This is a genomic window from Segatella sp., from assembly GCF_977051555.1.
On the sequence record NZ_CDRSSE010000013.1, the window covers coordinates 11964 to 36541 of the forward strand.

Below are 24578 nucleotides of genomic sequence, written 5' to 3' on the forward strand. Positions count from 1 at the left end.
ATTAGGCTTGCGCCCTTCTGTTATGTTGAGTCTGTATATAACTCAACATTCTACACTCAACATTCAACATTTCTATATTACATTGGCATACAGCCATGCTTCTTAGCTGGCAAGCTCTGACGTTTGGTAGCGAGCTGAGCCAAACCACGGCAGATGCGGAAACGGGTGTTACGTGGCTCGATGACATCATCGATGTAACCATACTGAGCTGCCTGATATGGATTAGCAAACTTGTCAGTATACTCCTGCTCCTTCTCAGCCAGGAATGCCTTTACATCCTCGCCAGCTTCCTTCTTAGCCTTAGCTTCCTTACCACAGAGAACGGCAACGGCACCGCTGGCACCCATTACAGCAATCTCTGAAGATGGCCAAGCGAAGTTCAAGTCAGCACGCAACTGCTTGCAACCCATCACGATGTGGCTACCACCATAGCTCTTACGCAATGTGATAGTAATCTTTGGCACGGTAGCCTCGCCGTAAGCGTAGAGCAACTGTGCACCGTGGAGGATGACTGCGTTGTACTCCTGACCTGTACCTGGCAAGAATCCTGGTACGTCAACGAGAGATACGATAGGAATATTGAAGGCATCGCAGAAACGAACGAAGCGTGCTGCCTTGCGGCTAGCGTTTACATCGAGTACACCTGCGTAAGCTGCTGGCTGGTTAGCTACGATACCAACGCTCTGACCATTGAAGCGGGCGAAACCAGTGATGATGTTCTTGGCGAACTTAGGCTGAACCTCGAAGAACTCACCGTTATCGGTTACAGCACCAATCACCTTATACATATCGTATGCCTGGTTAGGATCGTCTGGGATAATCTCGTTCAGAGTATCGTCCATGCGGTCGATAGGGTCTGTGCACTCTACGCGTGGAGCTTCTTCTGTATTGTTGCTAGGGATGTAAGAGAGCAGGCTCTTGATCATCTCGATAGCCTCTTCCTCAGTCTTAGCAGCGAAGTGGGTAACACCACTCTTGGTTGCGTGAACAGATGCACCACCGAGGTGCTCTGCATCGATGTCCTCACCAGTTACGGTCTTGACAACCTTAGGACCAGTCAGGAACATGTAAGAAGTCTGCTCCTTCATGATGATGAAGTCGGTCAAACCTGGAGAGTAAACGGCACCACCGGCGCAAGGGCCCATGATAGCAGAAATCTGTGGGATGACACCAGAAGCGAGGATGTTGCGCTCGAAAATCTCACCATAACCAGCGAGGGCGCAAATACCTTCCTGAATACGAGCACCACCTGAGTCGTTCATGCAGATAACAGGTGCACCCATAGTCATAGCCATATCCATTACCTTGCAGATCTTCTGTGCCATAGTCTCAGAGAGTGAACCACCATTTACGGTGAAGTCCTGAGCATATACGTAAACCAGACGGCCAGCTATAGTAGCGCTACCAGCTACAACACCATCACCGAGGTACTGCTTCTTCTCCATGCCAAAGTTAGTGCAACGATGCAACTTGAACATATCATACTCCTCGAAACTGCCGGCATCTACCAACATTTCGATACGCTCACGAGCGGTATATTTGCCACGTGCATGCTGCTTCTCGATGGCCTTCTCGCCACCGCCAAGACGAGCCTGTTCGCGCTTAGCGATCAGCTCCTTAATCTTTTCTACTTGTTTGCTCATAATTGATTATTATGTATTATTTCTTTATTCTTTATAGAATGGTTTCCTGAATCCATGAAATGAGCGGACGAACCGTCATCGCATAATTCGGGCGCAAAGATACGAAAAAAACCGCAGATAGCGAACTATCTACGGTTAAATATTTAGAATAATGTGAAAAATCACTATTATTTGGTCCTAAAATTCCAAAAGAATGCGGGCATTGAGCTGTCTGCCGGTAAGATAATTAGGTACGGCGTATTGCTGGCTGGTTACATCTGTCACCCAGTAATAGCTGTTTACGTTGTCTATGCCGAAGAGGTTGAGGCAATCTACCCCCAGCATCACATTCTTCAGGAAGGTCTTCTTCTCCCGGCGGCTGTTGTCGAGCAGCTGATAGCTCATGCCGATATCGGCACGGCGATAGGCAGTGGCACGGAAACTGTTGGTCTCCAGTTCTCTGTGGGGTGCTGCGAAAGGAAGACCATCGGCAAAGGCGAGTTTCAAAGACATGCGCCACTTCTTGCTGCCCGGGAAATAATCGGTGAAGAAGAGGTTTACCGCATAACGCTGGTCGGTAGGCAAAGGAATGCTCTTGCCACCCAGTTTCATCTTTGTATCCATGAGCGAAAGACTGAGCCAGGAATCAGTACCCGGAACAAATTCTCCGTAGAGTTTGAAGTCGAGTCCTGCCGCATGACCGCTGCATTCGTTCTGTCCGTAATAAACTACCTTCACGTTACTAACCGAATAAGGAACCAGATTACTCAAAGCCTTGTAATAGGCTTCGGCAGAGAATTTATAGCGTTGGTCTCCTATCTTGAACCTATAGTCGTAGCCGGCGATGAAGTGGATGCTTCGCTGGCTCTTGATTTTCTTGTTCAGCGATGCGATGGTTATGCCGTTCACCGTAGATGTATCTCTCAATTCCTTGAAGAATGGAGCCTGATAATACAGACCTGCCGCAAAACGGAGTGTTGTATTCTCGTGGTTGGCTGGTATGATGGCGAGCGACAGACGAGGACTCACGATGGTTTCTCTGTTGAAGTTCCAATGACTCATTCTGATACCATAGTTCAGGGTGTAATGTGTTTGTCCGTTCCCGGTACTGTCGGCTGTTCCTCCCGAAAAACGGTAGGTGTCCTGGATATAAGCTTCCATTCGGTTGGCATTCAGTTCGTTGCGAGCCTTCAGTGAATAAACCATATAGAGGTCTTTGCCATTGTGAGGAATACTGTATCCTGCAGAATCGCGCATCTCATATTCTACTGAATTCTCCTCGATATGTTCACGCTTCAGACTTACTGCGGCCTCCATCTGATGTTTCTTCACCTTGTGCTTGAGCATCAGTTTGGCACTCATCACGCGAGCCGTAAGATAGTTTCGGGCATGTTCGAAATAGGTACCTACACCCAGGTTTTCTGAGGTTTCGGTCTCATCGAGCCAATATTGCCCCTGAATGTCATATTTCTCCTGTTCCTTGGTGTAGAAAGCGCTGCCCAGAAGCGAGAGACTTGTGTTGGCGGTAAACTGGCGGGTAATGCCGAGTGTACCGAAGTAGGTGAGGAAGCGGTCTTTTTCCTGACCGTCAAAATATACTCTGAAGCTCTTTACGTTTTCCATTGTTCCGAACTTCGTTTCTCGGTCTTCCGGTTCGAAATTGTAGTGATTATCAGAGATGTAGCCTATGAAGTCAAGCTTCCAGCGTTTGTTGGGCTGGTAACTCAGATAGGTCTGATAGTCCAGATAGTTTGGCTTGTATTCGCCTTTGGTTTCCATCGAACCGAGCAGGTAAGAGGTGGTTTTGTAGCGCACGCTGTTGAGCCATGAAAGTTTCTGGGTTCCCAGACCGATGTATGCGTCAGCACCCAGCAGACTGGCAGCCAGACTGCCTTCAACCACTGGTTTCTTGCTTTTTGCTTTCAGGGTTTTGTAGGTGATGTCGAGAGCCGAACTCATTTTGTCTCCGTATTTGGCAGCATATCCTCCGGTTGAGAAACCGATTTTATCTACCATATAAGGGTTGATGACGGAGAGGCCTTCCTGCTGTCCGCTGCGAACCAGGAATGGGCGGAATACTTCTACGTTGTTGATGTATACGGAGTTCTCATCGAAGGCACCGCCACGTACATTGTATTGCGAAGAGAGTTCGTTATGGGTACTCACGCCAGCCTGTTGCTGAACCAGACTTTCCACCCCATTTCCGTTGGCAGATGGCGTCATCTTCATGTCCTTAGTCTTCAGCTCCTGTATCTGGTCCGACTGTATTTTTTCTCCCTTGATATTCACCTCATCGAGGGTGGTGGATGCTTCGCGAAGTACCACCTGCAGGGTTTGTTTTCCTCGCGGTCTTCTCAGCACTTTTGTTTTTGTCTTGAAGCCGATATATGAGAATTTGACTACCACGCTGTCTGCAGAATGCAGTTTGAGGCTATAGTCTCCCTTGAGCGAAGTAACGGCAGTCTTTCCCTGGCTAGCCACCGAAACGATGGCAAACTCCAGGGGCTGGTTGTTCTCGTCTACCACTTTGCCGTGAAGGGTAAACTCCTGCGCCATCATCTTTATGGTTGCGATGAGGCATATTGTGAGTATCAATAATCTATTTTTCATACTTTTATTAACGAGAAAAACTGAAAAATATTGTAGATGGTTGCAAGTTTTGATGAATGTCACTGGTTGTAATGCATTTGCGTCAGCCCGATTGGGCAGTCATGACGAGACCATAACTACATCAACCTTTATGATTGATGCTGCAAAGATACATTCTTTTCTGTTTCATAACTATGCGATTTGTGACAATTGTGTGGATTCGGGAAATAAAGTTGGCGAAAATTATATTTTTATGCCTTATTTTGCAATTCGAAGAAATATTTCCGAAGAATAGAAAATTATCTCCGAAGGATAAAATAATATCTCCGATAAATAGGAAAATATCTCCGAAGGATAAAATGATATTTCCGAAAGAGAATTGTCTCCTGATTATATATCCCGGCACAGATTGCTGCAGATGATTTTCTGTTGCATGCAGAACAGAATTTTGGATGTGATTTTTGGGAGGTGAAGGTGAAGGGTGTATTTTTAATCTTTATATTATATTCTTTATTTTAGGGTTTTTCCGATTTTTGACCCTAGGGTCTTTTTTTCGGTTTTTACCCTAACCCTTCACGCGTATATATAAAAAAGAGTTTTCAAACCTTCACCCTTCACCTTTTTGGCGATTCTTTTGATGATCAGAGAGTTACGGGTGAAGGGTGGTGAAGGCACTTTCTTGTTTTGTATTAAACACTTTTTTGCATTTGGACATTTTAAGGAGAGCTTGGTTGGGAACGGAGAAATATGAACTTGCTTAGGAAAAGAGAAAGGAGATTATGAAAAAGCCCGATAAAAAGAGACTTTTATCGGGCTGGAATTGTTATGATTATTTACTTGTTGAATGCATAGAACAAACCATCATTCATAGCCATGCGAACCTGGTATAAACCATTGGCATCTGCTGGGACGTTGATCTTCTCGCCACTTGGCAAGCAAGCCTGGATGCTGCCATCCTCGTTGAAGCTGAAAAGCTCACGGATATCGCCATCCTTGCTATATGACCAACTCTTGTGCTTCTTGTCGAACACAAAGTATGATTTCTCACCATCTGGGTCGGTAATCTCGTAGCCATTCTTCAATGTCTTGATGGCATACATGCGACCATCCTTACCCATTACGTCCTTAGTAGTTCCTACCTGACCAATCACCTTGTCGCCTGTCCAGAACTCGATAGAGTTGATAACGAGAAGGTCTGCAAATGAACATACTGCGTAAGCTGGAGAGATAAGCACGAAGATAATCTCGTTTACAAACTTGTTGTCTGTTGCTCTCTTGTTCCAGTCAAGTACGGAATTTGTCAAGCCAAATGAGCCGATGCAAGAACTGAATGTCAAGGCGCCCAACAGGACTGCGATGACAGGTTTAGTTAAATTTTTCTTCATAGTCATAAATTAATTTATATGTTGAGAATCTTTTACTTCGCAGACTCAAACTCGCGCAAGAAACGAGTATCGTTTTCAGAGAAGAGACGAAGGTCGCTCACGCGATATTTCAAGTTGGTGATACGCTCAACACCCATACCGAAGGCATACCCCGTATAGACATTGCTGTCGATACCACAAGCCTCGAGATCATGAGGGTCAACCATACCGCAACCTAAAATCTCAACCCATCCGGTATGCTTGCAGAAGTTGCAACCCTTACCGCCACAGATGTTGCAGGAGATATCCATCTCGGCACTAGGCTCTGTGAATGGGAAGTAGCTAGGACGGAGACGAATCTTGGTATCTGCACCAAACATCTCACGGGCAAAGGTAAGGAGCACCTGCTTGAGGTCGGTGAAACTTACGTTCTTATCTACATAGAGACCTTCTACCTGATGGAAGAAACAGTGAGCGCGGGCGCTGATAGCCTCGTTACGGTAAACGCGGCCTGGGCAGAGCACACGGATAGGTGGCTCATGGGTTTCCATATAGTGAGCCTCGTCGTTAGATGTATGGCTGCGGAGAAGCACATTTTTGGTAACGTCGTCGCTGTTGGTCTTCTCTATAAAAAAGGTGTCCTGCATATCGCGGGCTGGGTGGTCGGCAGCAAAGTTGAGCATCGTAAATACGTGCTTGTCGTCATCTACCTCAGGACCCTGGAAAAGGGTAAAGCCCATGCGAGCGAATATGTCGATAATCTGATTCTTCACTACGGTGAGTGGATGGCGGGTACCGAGTGCTACAGGGTAGGCGGTACGGGTCAAGTCGATATCATCGCTTGATGCCTCGGCTTCTTCCATCTGCTCCTTCAGTCCGTTGATCTTCTCAAGGGCTGCGTTCTTCAGTTCGTTGATTTTTACACCAACCTCTTTCTTCTGGTCGGCTGGCACTGTGCGGAAGTCGGCCATAAGGGCGTTAATCTCGCCCTTTTTGCTCAGATACTTGATTCGAAGCTGCTCTACTTCTTCTGCGTTTTGGGCAGTCAAAGTGCTCACTTCTTTCAAGAGTTCGTCTATTTTTTCTAATAACATATCTATATTTTTATCTTTTTTGACTGCAAAGATAACATTTTTTGCTTAAAAGATGAAATAATTCAAAAGAAAGTTGTACTTTTGCATGGAAAATTTGAGAAATTTAATAGGTTTATGAAAAAACTCTGTTTATTAACGGTGTTAATGGCGGTGCTTACCATCGTTTGTTTCACGTCTGTGGGATGCACAGACAAGAAGCCTGCGCCTGCCATTGATTCGGCTTCATCTGATACGGTGATTGCCGACACCCAAGCGATGGACTCTACAGAACAGCTGATAGAGGAGACTCCGATGCCAAAGGCGGCTGACGAGCTTTTTGATGATTTCGTGTTTAATTTTGCAGCTAACAGAAAGTTGCAGAAAAGTCGTATTGTCTTCCCGCTGCCGGTATATCACGGTAAGAAACTGACCAAGAAGATAGAAAAAAATCATTGGAAGATGGAGCATTTCTTCATGCGCCAGGATTATTACACGCTGATCTTTGATAATCAGAAACAGATGAAACTGATGAAGGATACTACTATCGATCATGTAGTAATAGAAAAGGTGTTCTATAGTAAAAAGACAGTTCAGCAGTTCGTGTTTAATCGCATCAATGGTCAGTGGATGATGACTAGCATCTGCTACAAGCCTATGTATCAGAATAATAATGCAAGTTTCCTGAAGTTTTACGGCCATTTTGCTACTGATACCGCTTTCCAGGCTCGCCACATCCATAATCCGGTGAAGTTTACCGGTCCTGATCCTGATGATGATTTCAGTACGATGACAGGCGATATAGACCCGGAAACATGGCCTGCCTTTGCGCCTCAACTGCCTCACGGCATGATTTACAATATAATCTATGGTCAGAAATATACCGAGAGCAACCAGAAAATCTTCGTGATCCGTGGTATTGCCAATGGTATGGAAACCTCTCTTACTTTCAAAAAGATTGGAGGAAAATGGGAACTGATCAAACTGAATATGTAGCTTTTTAGTTAGTAGTAATAGTTTTAACCAGATATGAAGGATATTCGTAACTATGGCCTTTTGGCTCACAATACATTCGGGATTGATGCTAAATGCAGCAGATTTCTGGAGTATGAATCGGTTGAGGAAGCCCGACAGATAGTGGGCTTGTTGACAGAGGCAGATCAGCCACTGCTCATTTTGGGCGGTGGTAGCAATCTCTTGCTGACCGGTGATTATGCAGGTACAGTACTCCATTCGGCTATTATGGGTATTGAGGTTCTTGACAACAAGACTTTGGCAGCTGCAGAGGGGGATGATGCTTTGTGCAATCCGGATTGGGTATTCCTTTCCTGTGGTAGTGGCGAGGTGTTTGATGATGTGGTAGCTTATGCCGTAGAGCATGGCTCTCATGGAGCTGAAAATCTGAGTATTATTCCGGGTGAAGTAGGTGCCAGTGCGGTTCAGAATATCGGTGCCTATGGTGTGGAAGCCAAGGATATTATATATAAGGTAGAAGCGGTTGAGATAGCTACGGGCAGGGTAGTGGTATTTGACAATGCCGACTGTGAGTATAGCTACCGTCAGAGTAAATTTAAGCATGAGTGGAAGGATAAATATCTTGTAACGCATGTGATTTACCGTTTGCAGAAGACCTTCCGTCCGGATCTGGATTATGGTAATATCCGTTCTGCGCTCGAGGCTAAGCGTATTGCTGAGCCTACAGCCCAGCAGCTTCGTGATGTCATCATAGAAATTAGAGAGGCAAAATTGCCTGATCCTAAGGTGTTGGGTAATGCAGGCAGTTTCTTTATGAATCCTATCGTAGAGAAGGCTAAGTACGAAGAACTGGCTGCTCTTTATCCGGGTATGCCTCATTATACCATCGATGAATCTCATGAAAAGATTCCGGCTGGTTGGATGATTGATCAGTGTGGATGGAAAGGAAAGAGTCTGGGTAGAGCCGGTGTACATGACAAGCAGGCACTGGTGCTTGTGAATCGTGGCGGTGCTACGGGCGAGGAAATCGTAAAACTCTGTGAGACCATACAGAAGGATGTGAAGCAGAAGTTTGGCATTGATATTCATCCGGAGGTAAATGTTAAGTGAAAAGTGAAGAACGAAGAGTAAAGAATTCGTTTGTTTTCAGAAAAATATTTGATAATTAATGAAGGTAACTTTATTAGGTACAGGCACATCGGGCGGTGTTCCTTCGTTGGGGTGTAACTGTGAGGTGTGCCGAAGTACGGATCCGCATGATAAAAGATTGCGCAGTGCGGCAATGATAGAAACGGAGAATACCCGTATTCTGATAGATACCGGACCTGATATCCGACAGCAGTTGTTGCGTGTGCCTTTCAGGAAGATAGATGGCGTCCTGATTACGCATATCCATTATGACCATGTTGGTGGTATTGATGATTTACGCCCTTTCTGTATCTTTGGTGATATTAATATCTATGGCGATGAAATCGTTACTGCGGGGCTGCCTCATACGATGCCTTACTGCTTTCCGAAGAATACAGAAAAACTCTATCCGGGAGCTCCTAGACTCAAATTGCATACCATTCATCCGCATGAGCATTATCAGATAGGAGACATTGAGTTTGTTCCTATCCGTGTGATGCACGATAAGATGCCTATTCTCGGCTATCGGTTTGGTAAGTTTGCCTATATTACTGATTTGAAATCTATGGGTGATGAAGAATATGCTTGTTTGGATGGTGTGGAAACACTCGTAATTAACGCACTCAGATTTGAGAAAACACATCACAGCCATCAGCTTGTATCTGATGCTATTGAGGTGTCGCGCAGGATAGGAGCAAAACATACTTATTTTATCCATGTGACTCATCAGATAGGTTTTCACGATGAAGCGAATAAAAGGCTGCCCGAAGGCTTTGAATTTGGCTTCGATCAAATGGAAATATACGTGGATAATGAGTAAAGTATAGTTAAAATAATACTCGATTTTATGCTAAAGAATTAATTAAGGTTAATTATTTAATCTTTTTTGAAGAAAAGCTTGCGAGTATCATAGATTATTTCTATATTTGCATGTGTGTTTTTCATAGTATTAGATTTAAGGTTAACAAGGTATTGGGGTCGCAGCGGCGACCCTTTTTTGTTTTTATCCCCTTTTGGGTGACTAAAAAATACCTTTTTTCAAGGCATCTTTCCTTTCCCCAAAACGGTATATGGTTCATCTCTTCCGAGGTTTGAATCTCCGGTAAAGTTTCCAAGCCAACAGTGCACCGTCGAATGCTCCTGCTCCCACCTGCAGCAAACTCTGCAGTCGCTTGCTAGGACTCGCATTGCGTGACAGGATTTCAGGTTTTGTGAAAAGCGAGTTCCATAAAGTCTGAATCTTGGCATCATCGGCATCAATTTCCTTGCGTATCGCCTCTTTTTTGAGTCGTATATCATTTAAGGAATTATATTCTGTGATTTCTGAATGATTTGTCATGTTGCGAAAAGGAGGTTATTTTCCCATTAAGAGGCTTGCCAGAAATCTGACCAATGGTCTCTCAATCCACTTATGGCGGAAAATTACAAATAGTATTAATATAAATAGGTATACTGCAGCAACAATGCAGAATCCGAAAGTCAGACTACCTATTAAGTCTGCCAATGCAAAAGCAGCGCCAAAGGATAGGTAAATGAGGGTAAGCGTAAGTAAACCCAGAAGTACCACCGTCATGGTAATGACGGTAAGCAGGCGTACCACCTTATCCACAACATCGAGCTTCAGAAATTCGCTCTGAAGCCCGATGTAATGTTTAAGCACCTCAATGAGCTGCCCGATAGTTTCTACATTTTTATCGTTGGAGAACATCATGATAGGTGATGATTAAACCTCAGGAGCTGCGTCCTTGATGTCGTCAACCAGATCATCAACGTCCTTACGGCTCAACTTGATGTCGTGCTTTTTGCAGAAATCGTCTACTGCACCTGCAATCTTACTACGTGTATCTTCACCCTTCTCAGGAGCGAAAATCAAACCGAGTGCTGTACCGGCGATAGCACCGCCGAGGAAAGCACCAATGTAACCTAATGTTTTCATATGCTATAAATTTTAAACGTTAAACGATTATCTTCTTGTCATTTTCATTTGACAATGCAAATATACTAAATTCTCTTTAAAAAACAAGCCTTTTAGCCTTAATTTTTCATTAAAAATGTTTTAATAGCCTTATTTAACAAACTTTAGGCGGCATATTCTTCGTTTTTCGGGCATTTTTTTGTATTTTCGCAGAGTAAAAAACGCATAACGCGAAATTTATATTGAATGAACAACAATAATAAACAATAAAACGAATAAGAATTATGAAGAAAATTACAGTATTAAGCATGGGAATGTGCGCAGTTTTGGCGCTCGCAAGTTGTGGTACATCTAAGGAAAGTGCATACAAGAAGGCATATGAGAAGGCTCAGCAGCAGGAACAGCAGGCTGCTCAGGCTCCTGTTGCTCAGGAACCAGTTGTAGCTCCTCTCGAGACTCAGGCTCCTTCTGATGAGCAGACAGAGGTTGATAATGCTACTGTTCGTTCTGAGGATGTTTCTCTCATCTCTGGTTCTGGCTTGTCAAGCTATAGCGTAGTAGTTGGTTCTTTCTCTCTCAAGGCTAACGCAGAGGGATTGGCTAGTACATTGAAGAGCGCTGGCTACGATGCTCAGATTGCCCTGAACAAAGAGCGTAACATGTACCGCGTGGTAGCTTCTACATTTGCTGATAAGGCTGCTGCTGTCAAGAGCCGCAATCAGCTTCGCGCTGGTAAGTATCCTGATGCTTGGTTACTCCTTAAGAAGTAATCTGATATTATATTAAGGATAAGATATCCGTAGATTAATGCGAATTTTATCTATAGATTACGGTAAAAAACGTACCGGACTGGCTGTGACCGACCCATTGCAGATTATTGCCAATGGGTTGGCCACAGTTTCTACACATGAACTTTTCACTTATATCGAAACTTATATTCAGAAAGAACAGGTGGAGCGCATTGTTATCGGAAAACCGATGCAACCTAACGGGCAGCCAAGTGAAAACCTGGCAAGAGTAGAAAACTTCTACAACCGTTGGCGAAAGGCTCATCCTGAAATTCCAATTGAATATTATGACGAGAGATTTACATCAGTCCTGGCACATAGAGCCATGATAGATGGGGGTGTAAAGAAGAAGGTGAGAAAAGAAAATAAAGGATTGGTAGACGAGATAAGTGCTACCATCATATTACAGGATTATTTGCAATCAAGAAGATAATGATTTTACCGATTTATATTTATGGTCAGCCAGTGCTGAGAAAGGTGGCTGAAGATATTACCCCTGATTATCCAGATCTCAAGGTGTTGATTAATAATATGTATGAAACCCTTGATTCCAGCAACGGCATCGGATTGGCTGCACCTCAGATTGGCTTGCCTATCCGCCTGGTGGTTATCGACCTGGATGTGCTCAGCGAGGATATGCCCGAGTACAAGGGATTCCGTCATGCTTTCATCAATGCCCATATTCTGGAGCGTGATGAGGAAAATACCGACTCTTCTGAGGAGGGATGTCTTTCTATTCCTGGTATCAATGAGAAGGTGGTTCGTCCTACACGCATCCATGTGAAGTATATGGATGAGGATTTTAATGAACATGATGAGTGGATAGAGGGGTATTTGGCTCGCGTGATGCAGCATGAATTCGACCATTTGGAGGGTACTATGTTTGTTGACCGTGTGTCTCCTCTTCGCAAGAACATGATAGCAGGAAAGCTCAAGGGTATCATCAAGGGCAACTTCCGTGCTGCCTATCGTACCAAGATCCGTCGATAGTTCTTCCGAAAATATAGTAAGCTTCATGGTAATCGTGACGATTGGGCTTACTATATTTTTTTATTCTACATTCAATAGGTTTTATTTCAGAGAGTTACGAACAGATGAAGAAGATTCTCTTAGTTCTTTTTATGGTGATGGGCGCCATTTCGGCTTCTGCCCAATACCGTGTAGACCGACTTGTTACGGCCGGTCGGAGTGCCTTGTATTATGAGGATTTCGTCCTTTCAATCAAGTATTTCAATCTGGCTATCGGTGCCAAGCCTTATCTGTATGAGCCTTGGTATTACCGCAGTGTGGCAAAATTTAATCTGGATGACTTTACGGGTGCCGAAAGTGATGCCAGTGAGGCGCTGCATCTCAATCCCTATATCAATGATATTTATGACTTGAGAGCCATCTGTCGCATCAGACAAAACAAGTTTGATGATGCGATAGCTGACTATAATGCGGCTATCAGACTGGAACCGCGTAACCGAAACTACTGGTTTAATCGGGCTATCTGCCAGATGGAAAACAAAAAGTATGAGGCGGCACAGCAGGAGTTGGATACCATCGTAGGGAAATGGAAAGACTGGTCGAATGCTTATTCGCTCAAGGCTGAAGTGTATCTGCATCAGAAAGATACCGTGCAGGCAGAGAAATGGCTTGACAAGAGTCTGCAACTCAATCCGTATGATGGAGATGCCTGGACTACGCGTGCCTATATGGCGCTGGCAAGAAAGGAATGGAAAACGGCTGATGAGGCGCTGACCAAGAGTCTGCATTTCAAGCCAAACAATGTAAACAGTTACATCAATCGTGCCTTGGCGCGTATCAATCTGAATAACCTCAGAGGGGCGATGAGCGATTATGACAATGCCCTCGATCTGGATCCGAACAATTTCCTGGCACATTATAATAGAGGCCTGATGCGTGTACAGTTGGGTGATGATAACCGTGCTATCACCGATTTCGACTTCATCATCAAGATGGAACCCCAGAACTTCATGGCTATCTTCAACCGCGCTCTCCTGCATGACAAGACCGGTAATCTGAGAGCAGCCATCAGGGATTATACTACGGTTATCAACCAGTTTCCTAACTTCTGGACCGGTCTGTCTAACCGTGCCAACTGTTACCGTCGCCTGGGCATGACGGCAAAGGCAGAGATGGATGAATTCCGTATCTTCAAGGCGCAGATGAACAAGCATATCGGAATCCAGCCGAGATGGAGCACAAAGACCAAGAAGGAGATGCGTAAGCGTTCGGAGGTAGATCCGAATAAGTTTGCTTCGCTGGTAGTAGATGACGAACCGAAGTATGAGCACAACTATAAGAGTGAGTATCGTGGTAAGGTTCAGAACCGTCAGGTAGAAACCGCTTTCCTGCCGATGTATCAGCTATCTTATTTCCCTAACAGTCAGAATGTAAGTGGAGTACAGGCTTATGATAAGGAGGTGGATGCGCTCAATCAGCATACCAAGGCTGACAAGGTTTATATCGTTTGCAGTAAGGAACAGCTCGATGAGAACGGTTCTATGAAGATATTCTCAATGATTGATAAACTCTCGGCTGAGTTGAGTGTGGCGAGCGATAATGAAACCAGGAAACGTCTCCTGATGCGCAGAGCCATCGCTCATAGTGTACTTCGTGATTTCGAGGCTGCCATCAGCGATTTCACCTATTATATCTCGCTCGATGACAAGAACTCATTGGCTTACTGGCAGCGTGCTGTCTGTCAGGCTGAGATGGATGAATTTAATAAGGCTGAGGGCAAGGGTGTTCTTAATATCCATTCTGCCGAGGCTGATTTCAGTGATGCCATCCGCCTGAACAGTAACAATGCTTACATCTATTATAATAGAGGTAATCTTCATGCAGGCAGAAACGAACTTTCAAAGGCAATAGATGACTATACCATTGCCCTGAGAATTGATAACCGTCTTGCAGAGGCTTATTATAATAGAGGTATTGCACGAGCCAAGAGTGGCAATAAGCAGACTGCCATCCAGGATCTTTCGAAGGCAGGAGAGCTTGGCTTGTATGATGCTTATTCTGTAATCAAGCGCTTGAATAAGTCGAAATAATAATCCCGCAGATTGAATATTTTAAGTCCCACGGATTATTTTAAGTCCCACAGATTTCACAGATTTACACAGATATCAGGAATCAAGAGATATTTATCTATAAAAGAAAAGGTTCAATTCCATTGGTTTGGAGTTGAACCTTTTCTTTATGATAGACAGACTCAGAAAAAATCTGTGTAAATCTGTGGAACTAAAAAATAATCCGTGGGACTAAAAATATATCCATCTGCGGGATTATATTCTCGTTACCTGCTTAACGCCCTTCACGGCGCTCAGTTTCTTGATGAGTGCATCAGTTTTGCCGGCATCATCAATCATTACGGTAACATTGCCAGAGAAGAGACCATCCTTTGAGGAGATGTTGATGCCTCGCATGATGAGTTTGTCTTCCTTGGAAATGATGTTGGTGATGTTGCTCACGATACCGATATCGTCGTTTCCGATGATGCGGAGCGTGATGGCATACTTGGATGTTCCCTTGCCGCTCCATTTCGCCTTCACGATGCGGTAACCGAAACGGCGGCGCAGTTCCTTGGCGTTAGGACAATCCATGCGATGTACCTTGATACCCTTGCTGATGGTAACGAATCCGAAGATAGGATCACCATAGATAGGATGGCAGCAATGAGCCAGTTCGAAATCGATGCCCTTGAGATGCTCATCGATAACCAGCACGTCATCGCTCTGTTTCATCAATTCCTCAGTAGGATTCTCAAACTCAAAATTCTCTGCACTTTCTGCAGGCTTGTTGGTATTGGCGAGGTTCAGGTCGTGGTCGCGCTCCTCTATGTATCTCTCGATGATGCTGTTCACATCGATTTTCTCCTCGGCTACATCCTTATAGAAGTCTGAGTTCTCCTTATATCCCATTTTCTTGATGATGCGCGCCATGATGCTCTCATCAATATCCAGTTTCCTGTTCTTGAATCGGCGCTCCAGAAGTTCCTTGGCATAGAGACCGTCCTTCTTCTGGGTTTCCTTCAGCGCTAGACGAATCTTGGCTTTAGCCTTGGATGTCTGCACGATGTTGAGCCATTCTCGGCGTGGCTTCTGGTTGCTCTGTGTGAGGATTTCTACCTGGTCTCCCGAATGGAGTTCCTGTCGGAAGGTGACGGCTCTTCCGTTAATCTTTCCGCCCACACAGGTATTGCCGATGCGGGAGTGGATATAGTAGGCAAAGTCGAGTACCGTGGCTCCCTTCTGGAAGTTCAGCAGGTCGCCCTTTGGAGTGAACACGTATACTTCGTCTTCCTTCAGGTCGGTGGTAAACTGGTCCATCAGCTGCAGATCATCGTTGCTTTCCAGGGCAGCACGGATATTGGCAAGCCATTCGTCAATACCGCCTTCTCCCTGCTTGATGCCCTTGTAGCGCCAGTGGGCAGCAAGTCCGTGCTCTGCAATATCGTCCATGCGTTCGGTTCTAATCTGTACCTCTACCCATTTGTTTTCAGGACCCAGTACGGTGGTATGCAGACTTTCATAACCGTTGCTCTTAGGCACGCTGAGCCAGTCGCGCATACGCTTTGGGTTTGGCTGATACATGTCGGTGATGAGGGCAAAGGTCTGCCAGCACTGCATATACTCTTTCTCTCTTGGTGCATCGAGGATAATACGGATGGCAAAGAGATCGTATACACCCTCGAAGGCGCACTTCTGCTTTTTCATCTTCTGCCAGATGGAGTGGATACTCTTGGTGCGGCCCTTCATGTGATATTTCAGACCGGCAGCATCGAGCTTTTCCTGGATTGGCTGGATGAAGCGGGCGATATAGGCATCGCGCGAAGCCTTGGTGGCGTTCAGCTTGTCCTTTATCATATAGTAGGCATCGTGCTCGAGATACTTCAGACTGAGGTCTTCCAGTTCGCTCTTCAGTTTGTAGAGTCCCAGTTTGTGGGCGAGTGGGGCATAGAGGTAGCTTGCCTCTTCGCTTACTTCATGCTTTGCCTCTTCCTGTTTGGTATCGCGTATCTGTCTCATCACATTCACGCGGTCGGCAATCATGATGAGGATGACGCGCATATCCTCAGAGAATGAGATAAGCAGATTCCTGAAGTTCTCGCTCTCTATGATAGGGTTGCGCTTATATAAATCGTGGATGCGAAGCAGACCACTGATAATGTGGGCTACGCTATCTCCGTATTTTTTCTGTATCTCTTCGATGGTCTGATAGCCATCGATGACGCTGGTCTGCATCAGAATGGCGATGATGCCATCTCGTTTCAGACCTATCTCGTTTACTGCGATTTCTGCGGTTTGCAGGGCAGCGAGTATTGGATTCATTCCGAAGACATTGCGCTTAATCTGATGGTTGATGAAGGCATGCTGTATGTCTTCACGCAGATGCTGCTCATCGCCTGGTTTGAATGTGTCGCCCACGGCGGTTCTCAGGCGCTCCAGGATTTGGAGTGTCTGTTCCTTTTCTTCGGATGTGAATTTAAAAGGTGTTTCGTTCATTGTCGTTCCCTCCTGCTGATGATATATTATTGAGTTGTTATAACTCGTCTATCCATTTCTGACCAGATTTGGTATTGAGCCAGATGGCAAAGCTGCTGCTAATAATTAGCCCCAGCGAAAAAATAAACATTAATCCATCCATAATAATATTATTTATCGTTATACTTCATAATTCTATTAGCGCAATATGCAATGATAATTGCAGATAGCGTTCCAATGAACAAACAAAGTAAATTGTATATGTTCAATTCTTGGTTTGTTACTAATGGCGATAAACCGCCAATTCCTACACCACTTAAAAATAATGTAGATACCCCATAGAGGTAATGTGATAGCCCCGACCTTCTGTCGTGCTCTTTTGATAATTTACTAACCATGTCGCAATATTCTATTTTAAATTTGACAAACAATGGCGATTCGGCGTTAAAAAACGCCTACTTCGTTAAATTTTCAATGCAAAGGTACAAAAAAAAGCGGAAATATTTCTGATTATCAGAAAAAACTATTATCTTTGTAGCACATATAGTGTAAATTTAACATAAATATGGTATTATGAATCAGCAAGATCTAAACCAAATCTCTGCTCGCGGTATCTCCGAGCAGCAGATTGAACACCAGTTGGAACAAATCAAGAATGGTTTCCCATTCCTCAAGCTCGAGGGTGCGGCTGCCATCGGTAAGGGTATCATGGCTCCTACAGCTCAGGAAGTAGAGGACTACGAGAAGGCGTGGAACGACTACAAGGCTGAGGGTCACAAGATTGTGAAGTTCGTACCTGCTTCAGGTGCGGCAAGCCGCATGTTCAAGAACATGTTTGCATTCCTCGATGCTCCATACGATGTTCCTACTACTGACTTCGAAAAACAATTCTTCGAGAATATCAAGAAGTTTGCTTTCCGCAAGGCACTCTGTGATAAGTGCCATGTAAACAACGAGAAGGGCATTATGTGCCTTATCAAGAAGGGTGATTACAAGGCTATCGTGGCTAATCTCCTCAAGCCAGAGGGATTGAACTACGGACAGTTGCCTAAGGGATTACTCCAGTTCCACGAGTATGAGGACGAGGTTCGCACTCCAATGGAGGAGCACCTGGTTGAGGCTGCGCTCTATGCTAGCAGCAACGGCGAGGCAAACGTTCATTTCACCGTTTCTCACGACCACCTGGAACTCTTCAAGCAAATGGTAGCCGAGAAGGTAGATAAGTATGCACAGCGTTACGGCATCAAGTATAACATCTCATTCTCAGAGCAGAAGCCTAGCACCGATACCATCGCTGCCAATCCAGACAATACTCCTTTCCGTAACGAGGATGGCTCATTGCTGTTCCGTCCGGGCGGTCATGGCGCGCTCATCGAGAATCTCAACGAGATTGATGCTGATGTGGTATTCATCAAGAATATTGACAATGTGGTTCCTGATCGCCTGAAGGCTGAGACTGTTACCTGGAAGCAGGTGATAGCAGGTGTATTGGTTACTCTGCAGAAGCAGGCTTTCAATTATCTGAAGGTTTTAGATTCCGGTCAGTACAACCATGAGAAGCTGGAGGAGATTATCCGCTTCGTTCAGCGCGACCTCTGCTGCCGCAAGGCTGATATCAAGGAGCTGGAGGATGCCGAACTGGTTATCTATCTGCGTAAGAAGTTGAACCGTCCTATGCGTGTCTGCGGTGTCGTTAAGAACGTGGGCGAGCCAGGTGGTGGTCCATTCCTTACTTATAACCAGGATGGTACCGTAAGCCTTCAGATTTTGGAGAGCTCTCAGATTGACAAGAATAACGAGGAGTATATGAAGATGTTTACCGAGGGAACACACTTCAACCCAGTAGATCTCGTCTGCGCTACCAAGGATTATCAGGGCAATGCCTTCGATCTTCCTAAGTTTGTTGATCCATCTACCGGTTTCATCTCCAGCAAGAGTAAGAATGGTAAGGATTTGAAGGCACTCGAGTTGCCAGGTCTCTGGAATGGTGCGATGAGTGACTGGAATACAGTATTCGTAGAGGTTCCTCTCGGTACATTCAACCCAGTGAAGACCGTGAACGATCTGCTCCGCGACCAGCATCAGGCTGTAGAGGGTGGCATCAAGCACGAGCATCATCACGGAGAGGGCGGTTGCTGTGGTAAGCACTAATATCCGATTCCGTATATCTTGATGGTAAGATATAAACACAATAAAGGCTCAGTTCCCGATTTTATTCGAGGATTGAGCCTTTATCATTGAGCTAATAATGTGTCTGCTAAAAATTATAAGATGTTCTGAATCAAATAAAAATAGCCTTTTGCTTCTGTTCTGCTAAAGGAAAACTATCTGATACAAAGGATAGGAATCCTTAGCAGGAAGTTCTTAGTTGTACCAAATTTCTCCACCTAATACTGTTGGATACTCTTCAGCTGTTGTTCTTTCTACAGGAGCCGCAATTTCTACGAACTCACCATACTTCTTTACCTTGTTAATGTTCATAATTTGTAGGTTTTGTTGATTTATTAATTATATTACGGATTGGTATCTATTAAGGATACTGATCTTTTTTTTTCTACGCTGCAAAGTTACACAAAAAATGAAACGCAACAAGTTTTTTTGCCAAAAAACTATCGATATTTAACCTACGTTAAATGTTTCCTGCATATTTCCTGCAATACTATTCAGTTTTGTAGGGTAATTTTCTTTGTTTCGCTAAATGACTTATAATGAGCGAGTAAATGACAGTTTGCCAATCTGTAGTTTTATCGTATACACTATCGGGAGACTGTCATTTACTTTATTGCTTCATTATATGGATGAAAATTTCACCTTATATTATATAGATATTTCACCAGCCAGAGATTCAGTCAGTTTTTCTCTTACCTTTTTGTTGTCTGCATATCTTCCCTGCAGATACATCATCTTGGTGACCATAGCCTCTACAGTAGAATCGTATCCGCTTATCACATGAGCAGTTTTCAACTGGAAGCCGGCTCCGTAGCGTTCCATCTCTACACTGCCCGTAAGACATTGGCTGATATTCACGATGTTTACTCCGCGATGGGCAGCCTGATCCAGAAGACGCATAATCCATGGCGTGTGAGGAGCATTGCCCGAACCGAAAGTACGCATCACGATACCGCGGAGGTCTGGTGATTCCATCACGTGGCGCACAATGTTATCCTGGATACCTGGGAAGAGACTGAACACGATGACGTTTGGATCGAGCTTCAGATGTGGAACCATTGGCTTTCTGTAATCCGGCTTAAGAATATGATGGTCGTGATATTGGAAATTGATTCCTACATCGCAGAGGTGAGGGTAGTTGAATGATTCGAAAGCATGAAATCCCTCGGCATTGATCTTGATGGCACGGTTACCGCGAATCAGCTTGCCGTTGAAGAAGATGCATACCTCGGGCACCATAGGGCGTCCTTCGGCATTCTTGGCAGAAGCAATCTCTATGGCTGTCATCAGATTCTCCTTGCCGTCGGTTCGCAATTCACCGATAGGCAACTGGCTACCTGTCAATATTACAGGCTTGGTCAGATTCTCAAGCATAAAGGACAAGGCAGATGAAGTGTAAGCCATTGTATCGGTGCCATGAAGAATTACGAATCCGTCATAGTCGTTGTAGTTGTTGGATATCATGCTTACGATTTCTGCCCAGCGCATTGGATCCATGTCGCTGGAATCGATAGGTGGGTCGAATTTTCGTACATCGATTTCTGCCTGAATGAGCTTGAATTCGGGCATGGAAGAAACGAGGTGATTAAAATCAAGGGGTTCCAATACACCTGTCATCGGGTCCTTTCCCATACCGATGGTACCACCGGTATAGATGATGAGAATCTTTGGTTTTGCCATTTTCTTTGTTTCTTTACATTTTGTCACGTTATCGGATGCAAAGATAATGAAAATATTTGTTTCTCCAAAACTTATTGACTAAAAATGTATCTGAATTTTACAAAGTGTTACGGAATATGGGTAGAAAAGCAGATGAAAACTTCAATATGTCAGCATTTTCGTCTTAAAAGCCCTTAATATAAAGAGGTATTAGCAAAGTTTAGCAAAATAAATGCATTTTTATTCGCTTGTTACAAAAAGAAATCGTACTTTTGCACTCGATTTAATAAAAATACTAAGTTGTTATGGTAAAAATCACATTCCCAGACGGATCTGTTCGTGAGTATGAACAGGGCGTAACTGGCTTACAAATCGCCGAGAGTATCTCACCGGCTCTCGCTCGCAACGTTGTATCTTGCGGTGTTAATGGTGAAACAGTAGAGTTGAATCGTCCTATCAATGAGGATGCAAATGTAGAACTCTATAAGTTTGAGGATGAGCAGGGTAAGCACACATTCTGGCATACATCTGCCCACTTGTTGGCTGAAGCTCTTAAGGAGCTTTACCCAGGCATCCAGTTCGGTTTCGGTCCAGCCGTAGAGAGTGGTTTCTTCTACGACGTAATGCCAGCCGAGGGTCAGGTGATCTCAGAGAATGATTTCGCCAAGATTGAGGCTAAGATGATGGAACTTGCCAAAAAGAACGAACCTGTGGTTCGCAAGGAGGTGTCTAAGGCTGATGCTCTCGCTGAGTTCAAGGCTGACGGTCAGACTTACAAGTGCGAGCATATTGAGCAGGACTTGGAGGATGGTACCATCACCACATATACCCAGGGCAATTTCACCGACCTTTGCCGTGGTCCTCACTTGATGAACACTGGTCTTATCAAGGCAGTGAAGATTACAAGTGTGGCAGGTGCTTTCTGGCGCGGTGATGCCAAGCGCGAGCAGATGACTCGTATCTACGGTATCAGCTTCCCTAAGAAGAAGATGCTCGACGAGTATTTGGTAATTCTCGAAGAGGCTAAGAAGCGTGACCACCGTAAGATCGGTAAGGAGATGGAACTCTTCATGTTCTCTGAGCGTGTAGGTAAGGGTCTTCCTATCTGGTTGCCAAAGGGTACTGCACTTCGCCTTCGCTTGCAGAATCTGCTCCGTACTCTCCAAAAGCCTTACAACTACCAGGAAGTTATCTGCCCAGGTATTGGCGGCAAGAGTCTCTATGTTACTTCTGGTCACTATGCTCACTATGGCAAGGATGCATTCCAGCCTATCCATACTCCAGAGGAGGATGAGGAGTATATGCTGAAGCCAATGAACTGTCCTCACCACTGCGAAGTTTATGCGCGTAAGCCTCGTTCTTACAAGGATCTTCCTCTGCGTATCGGAGAGTTCGGTACCGTGTTCCGCTATGAGAAGAGCGGTGAGCTCCACGGTCTTACCCGTGTTCGTACCTTTACACAGGATGATGCACATATCTTCGTTCGTTCAGATCAGGTGAAGTCGGAATTCGAGAATGTAATCGACGTAATCCTGAAGGTATTCAAGATCTTCGGTTTCGAGAACTACGAGGCACAGATTTCTCTCCGCGATCCTAAGGATACAGAGAAGTATATCGGTACTGATGAGATTTGGGAAGAGAGCGAGAATGCTATCCGCGAGGCTTGCAAGGAGAAGGGGCTTGAGACACGCGAGGAGGTTGGCGAGGCTGCCTTCTATGGTCCTAAGCTCGACTTCATGGTAAAGGATGCCATCGGTCGTCGTTGGCAGTTGGGTACCATCCAGGTGGATTACAACTTGCCAGAGCGTTTCAAGCTGGAATATACCGCTGAGGATAACTCTAAGAAGACTCCTGTGATGATTCACCGTGCACCATTCGGTTCATTGGAGCGATTCACAGCCGTTCTCATCGAGCATACCGCCGGTCACTTCCCATTGTGGTTGACTCCAGACCAGGTTGCAATTCTTCCTATCTCTGAGAAGTTCAACGACTATGCCCAGAAGGTACGTCAGTATCTTGACAAGCAGGGTGTACGTGCTCTCGTTGATGACCGTAACGAGAAGATTGGCCGCAAGATTCGCGACAACGAGTTGAAGCGTGTTCCTTACATGGTCATCGTAGGTGAGAAGGAGAGTGCCGAGGGCTTGGTATCTATGCGTAAGCAGGGTGGTGGCGAACAGGCTACCATGAGCATGGAAGAGTTCGCTCAGCGTATCAATGCCGAGGTTGTAGAGCAATTGAAGGCCGCTGAAGAGTAAAAATGAGATATAAATCCGCAGGTTTCTTTGGAAATCTGCGGATTTTTTTAAAATAACCCACTGAAAATTTGGTGGTTTCACAAAATAATCGTAACTTTGCAGCCGTTTAATCAAAAAGACAAAAAAGAATATATCGAATAGTTAATGAAAAATGACAAAATGAAAAATCAGTACCGCGTAAACGACCAGATTCGTGCACGCGACGTGAGAGTAGTGAGTGATGGTGGAGCAGAAGTGATGCCAGCACGTAAGGCGTTGGAGTTGGCACGTCAGCAAGAGCTTGACTTAGTCGAGATATCTCCTAATGCGCAACCACCAGTTTGCCGTATAGTTGACTATTCTAAATTCCTTTACCAGCAGAAGAAGCATGCAAAGGAAATGAAGCAGAAGCAGGTAAAGGTGGAGACCAAGGAAATCCGTTTCGGACCTCAGACTGATGAGCACGACTATCAGTTCAAGCTCAAGCACGCTAAGGAGTTCCTCAACGAGGGTAACAAGGTTCGTGCATACGTTTTCTTCCGTGGTCGCTCTATTCTCTTCAAGGAGCAGGGTGAGGTTCTTCTTCTCCGTTTCGCCAATGATTTGGAAGAGTACGGAAAGGTGGAGCAGATGCCAAAGCTTGAAGGTAAGAAGATGTTCCTCTACATGAGTCCTAAGAAGGCTGGTACTGCAAAGAAGAGCCAGCAGAAGATGGACCGTGAGAAGCGAGAGGCTGAAGCTAAGGCTGCTGCAGATGCAGAGCGCGCTGCTAATGCTGAGAAGAATGGCTTGCTCGCCAATGCTAAAGGCGGCGATAGCCTGAAGAAACTCGCAGAAGGAACAGAGAATTAAGAAAAAAGATGCGTAACGCCCTGGTATATGCGTTGCCATCGCTATAATAAATAACAATTTAAAATTAAAAGTAAAAATGCCAAAAGTAAAGACTAATTCCGGCGCAAAGAAGAGATTCCGTTTCACCGGTACAGGTAAGATTAAGCGTCATCACGCTTTTCACAGTCACATCTTGACTAAGAAGACAAAGAAGCAGAAGAGAAATCTCCTCGGCGAGACTCTCGTAGACCGTTCAAACTTGAAGCAGGTTCGCGACTTGCTCTGCCTCCGTTAATTATTAACTTTTTAGTCGAACTTTTAAAGAAAAAAAATTATGCCAAGATCAGTAAATCACGTTGCATCAAAAGCAAAAAGAACAAGAATCTTGAAGCTCACTAAGGGTTACTATGGAGCTCGCAAGAATGTATGGACAGTAGCTAAGAACACTTGGGAGAAGGGTCTTACCTACGCTTATCGCGATCGTCGTAACAAGAAGCGCACATTCCGCGCATTGTGGATTCAGCGTATCAACGCTGCTGCTCGCCTCGATGGTATGAGCTACAGCCAGTTGATGGGTGCTCTTCACAAGGCTGGTATCGAGATTAACCGTAAGGTTCTCGCTGACCTCGCTGTTAACAACCCAGAGGCTTTCAAGGCTATCGTTGCAAAGGTGAAGTAAATCCGACGCTAGGCTCTTTTCTTCCGTGAATTTTCTCGTAAGAAAGTGTTTAGCCTCTAG

General features: G+C 44.9%; 21 protein-coding genes. 12 read left to right on the forward strand and 9 right to left on the reverse strand.

Features of this window, described 5'->3' with window-relative positions; genetic code table 11:
* Positions 1 to 77: 77 nt before the first annotated feature.
* From ACWJAO_RS04915 to pheS, 4 genes are all read right to left on the reverse strand, one after another.
* Entirely contained in the window at positions 78 to 1643 is a 1566-nt protein-coding gene (locus tag ACWJAO_RS04915; protein WP_117726979.1) for an acyl-CoA carboxylase subunit beta, read from the reverse strand.
* 177 nt (positions 1644 to 1820) lie between these two features.
* Positions 1821 to 4232: a TonB-dependent receptor gene (locus ACWJAO_RS04920; protein ID WP_449139459.1), complete on the reverse strand. Its 2412-nt coding sequence runs from the start codon at positions 4230 to 4232 to the stop codon at positions 1821 to 1823.
* 812 nt (positions 4233 to 5044) lie between these two features.
* A complete protein-coding gene (locus ACWJAO_RS04925) occupies positions 5045 to 5596 on the reverse strand; it encodes a DUF3332 domain-containing protein (RefSeq protein WP_040552794.1) in 552 nt (183 codons plus the stop codon).
* A gap of 32 nt (positions 5597 to 5628) precedes the next feature.
* Entirely contained in the window at positions 5629 to 6669 is a 1041-nt protein-coding gene (gene pheS / locus ACWJAO_RS04930; protein WP_117586270.1) for a phenylalanine--tRNA ligase subunit alpha, read from the reverse strand.
* 114 nt (positions 6670 to 6783) lie between these two features.
* On the opposite strand from pheS, the gene ACWJAO_RS04935 reads away from it, so the two are divergent.
* Genes ACWJAO_RS04935 through ACWJAO_RS04945 form a run of 3 tightly spaced genes read left to right on the forward strand, consistent with a single transcriptional unit; the run spans position 6784 to position 9568 of the window.
* Positions 6784 to 7641, forward strand: coding sequence for a DUF4348 domain-containing protein (locus ACWJAO_RS04935; RefSeq protein WP_449139460.1), 858 nt, complete (start codon positions 6784 to 6786; stop codon positions 7639 to 7641).
* Between the two features lie 33 nt (positions 7642 to 7674).
* Entirely contained in the window at positions 7675 to 8730 is a 1056-nt protein-coding gene (gene murB, locus ACWJAO_RS04940) for a UDP-N-acetylmuramate dehydrogenase (protein WP_449139461.1), read from the forward strand.
* A 58-nt stretch (positions 8731 to 8788) separates the two neighbouring features.
* On the forward strand, positions 8789 to 9568 hold the full coding sequence (locus ACWJAO_RS04945; RefSeq protein ID WP_449139462.1) for an MBL fold metallo-hydrolase: 780 nt from the start codon (positions 8789 to 8791) through the stop codon (positions 9566 to 9568).
* Positions 9569 to 9823: 255 nt separating this feature from the next.
* Here ACWJAO_RS04945 and ACWJAO_RS04950 read toward each other — a convergent pair whose 3' ends face one another.
* The 3 genes from ACWJAO_RS04950 to ACWJAO_RS04960 are packed head-to-tail and all read right to left on the reverse strand — an operon-like array spanning position 9824 to position 10684.
* Positions 9824 to 10087: a hypothetical protein gene (locus tag ACWJAO_RS04950; RefSeq protein WP_022121618.1), complete on the reverse strand. Its 264-nt coding sequence runs from the start codon at positions 10085 to 10087 to the stop codon at positions 9824 to 9826.
* A gap of 15 nt (positions 10088 to 10102) precedes the next feature.
* Positions 10103 to 10456, reverse strand: coding sequence for a phage holin family protein (locus tag ACWJAO_RS04955; protein ID WP_264902637.1), 354 nt, complete (start codon positions 10454 to 10456; stop codon positions 10103 to 10105).
* Between the two features lie 15 nt (positions 10457 to 10471).
* The gene (locus ACWJAO_RS04960) at positions 10472 to 10684 is read right to left on the reverse strand and encodes a YtxH domain-containing protein (RefSeq protein WP_006846877.1); all 213 of its coding nucleotides are present in this window, start codon (positions 10682 to 10684) and stop codon (positions 10472 to 10474) included.
* A 263-nt stretch (positions 10685 to 10947) separates the two neighbouring features.
* Between ACWJAO_RS04960 and ACWJAO_RS04965 the strand changes: the two genes are divergently transcribed.
* The 4 genes from ACWJAO_RS04965 to ACWJAO_RS04980 all read left to right on the forward strand — a co-directional run bounded on the left by ACWJAO_RS04965 (position 10948) and on the right by ACWJAO_RS04980 (position 14510).
* Positions 10948 to 11433 carry an SPOR domain-containing protein gene (locus ACWJAO_RS04965; protein ID WP_153113618.1) on the forward strand — a complete coding sequence of 162 codons (486 nt, stop codon included), beginning with the start codon at positions 10948 to 10950 and terminating at the stop codon, positions 11431 to 11433.
* Between the two features lie 37 nt (positions 11434 to 11470).
* Positions 11471 to 11884, forward strand: coding sequence for a Holliday junction resolvase RuvX (gene ruvX / locus ACWJAO_RS04970; RefSeq protein ID WP_006846875.1), 414 nt, complete (start codon positions 11471 to 11473; stop codon positions 11882 to 11884).
* Positions 11884 to 12441 carry a peptide deformylase gene (def, locus tag ACWJAO_RS04975; RefSeq protein ID WP_449139463.1) on the forward strand — a complete coding sequence of 186 codons (558 nt, stop codon included), beginning with the start codon at positions 11884 to 11886 and terminating at the stop codon, positions 12439 to 12441. The genes ruvX and def overlap by 1 nt, the downstream gene beginning before the upstream one ends.
* A 104-nt stretch (positions 12442 to 12545) precedes the next feature.
* Entirely contained in the window at positions 12546 to 14510 is a 1965-nt protein-coding gene (locus tag ACWJAO_RS04980) for a tetratricopeptide repeat protein (protein WP_449139464.1), read from the forward strand.
* A gap of 234 nt (positions 14511 to 14744) precedes the next feature.
* Here ACWJAO_RS04980 and ACWJAO_RS04985 read toward each other — a convergent pair whose 3' ends face one another.
* Positions 14745 to 16964: a RelA/SpoT family protein gene (locus ACWJAO_RS04985; RefSeq protein ID WP_153093366.1), complete on the reverse strand. Its 2220-nt coding sequence runs from the start codon at positions 16962 to 16964 to the stop codon at positions 14745 to 14747.
* Between the two features lie 552 nt (positions 16965 to 17516).
* On the opposite strand from ACWJAO_RS04985, the gene ACWJAO_RS04990 reads away from it, so the two are divergent.
* Complete coding sequence (locus tag ACWJAO_RS04990; RefSeq protein ID WP_334563236.1) at positions 17517 to 19094, forward strand: DUF4301 family protein; 1578 nt, start codon at positions 17517 to 17519, stop codon at positions 19092 to 19094.
* Positions 19095 to 19760: 666 nt separating this feature from the next.
* On the opposite strand, the gene ACWJAO_RS04995 is transcribed toward ACWJAO_RS04990, so the two are convergent.
* The gene (locus ACWJAO_RS04995) at positions 19761 to 20792 is read right to left on the reverse strand and encodes an asparaginase (protein ID WP_144150667.1); all 1032 of its coding nucleotides are present in this window, start codon (positions 20790 to 20792) and stop codon (positions 19761 to 19763) included.
* A gap of 284 nt (positions 20793 to 21076) precedes the next feature.
* Here ACWJAO_RS04995 and thrS point away from each other — a divergent pair, with 284 nt between their 5' ends.
* The 4 genes from thrS (at position 21077) to rplT (ending at position 24518) form a co-directional block, all read left to right on the forward strand.
* Positions 21077 to 23029 (forward strand): threonine--tRNA ligase, encoded by a 1953-nt coding sequence (gene thrS / locus ACWJAO_RS05000; protein ID WP_449139465.1) that lies wholly within the window; start codon positions 21077 to 21079, stop codon positions 23027 to 23029.
* 144 nt (positions 23030 to 23173) lie between these two features.
* Entirely contained in the window at positions 23174 to 23860 is a 687-nt protein-coding gene (gene infC / locus ACWJAO_RS05005) for a translation initiation factor IF-3 (protein WP_449139466.1), read from the forward strand.
* Between the two features lie 76 nt (positions 23861 to 23936).
* Positions 23937 to 24134, forward strand: coding sequence for a 50S ribosomal protein L35 (gene rpmI, locus ACWJAO_RS05010; RefSeq protein ID WP_006846865.1), 198 nt, complete (start codon positions 23937 to 23939; stop codon positions 24132 to 24134).
* Positions 24135 to 24173: 39 nt separating this feature from the next.
* A complete protein-coding gene (rplT, locus tag ACWJAO_RS05015) occupies positions 24174 to 24518 on the forward strand; it encodes a 50S ribosomal protein L20 (RefSeq protein ID WP_006846863.1) in 345 nt (114 codons plus the stop codon).
* The last annotated feature ends 60 nt before the right edge of the window (positions 24519 to 24578 follow it).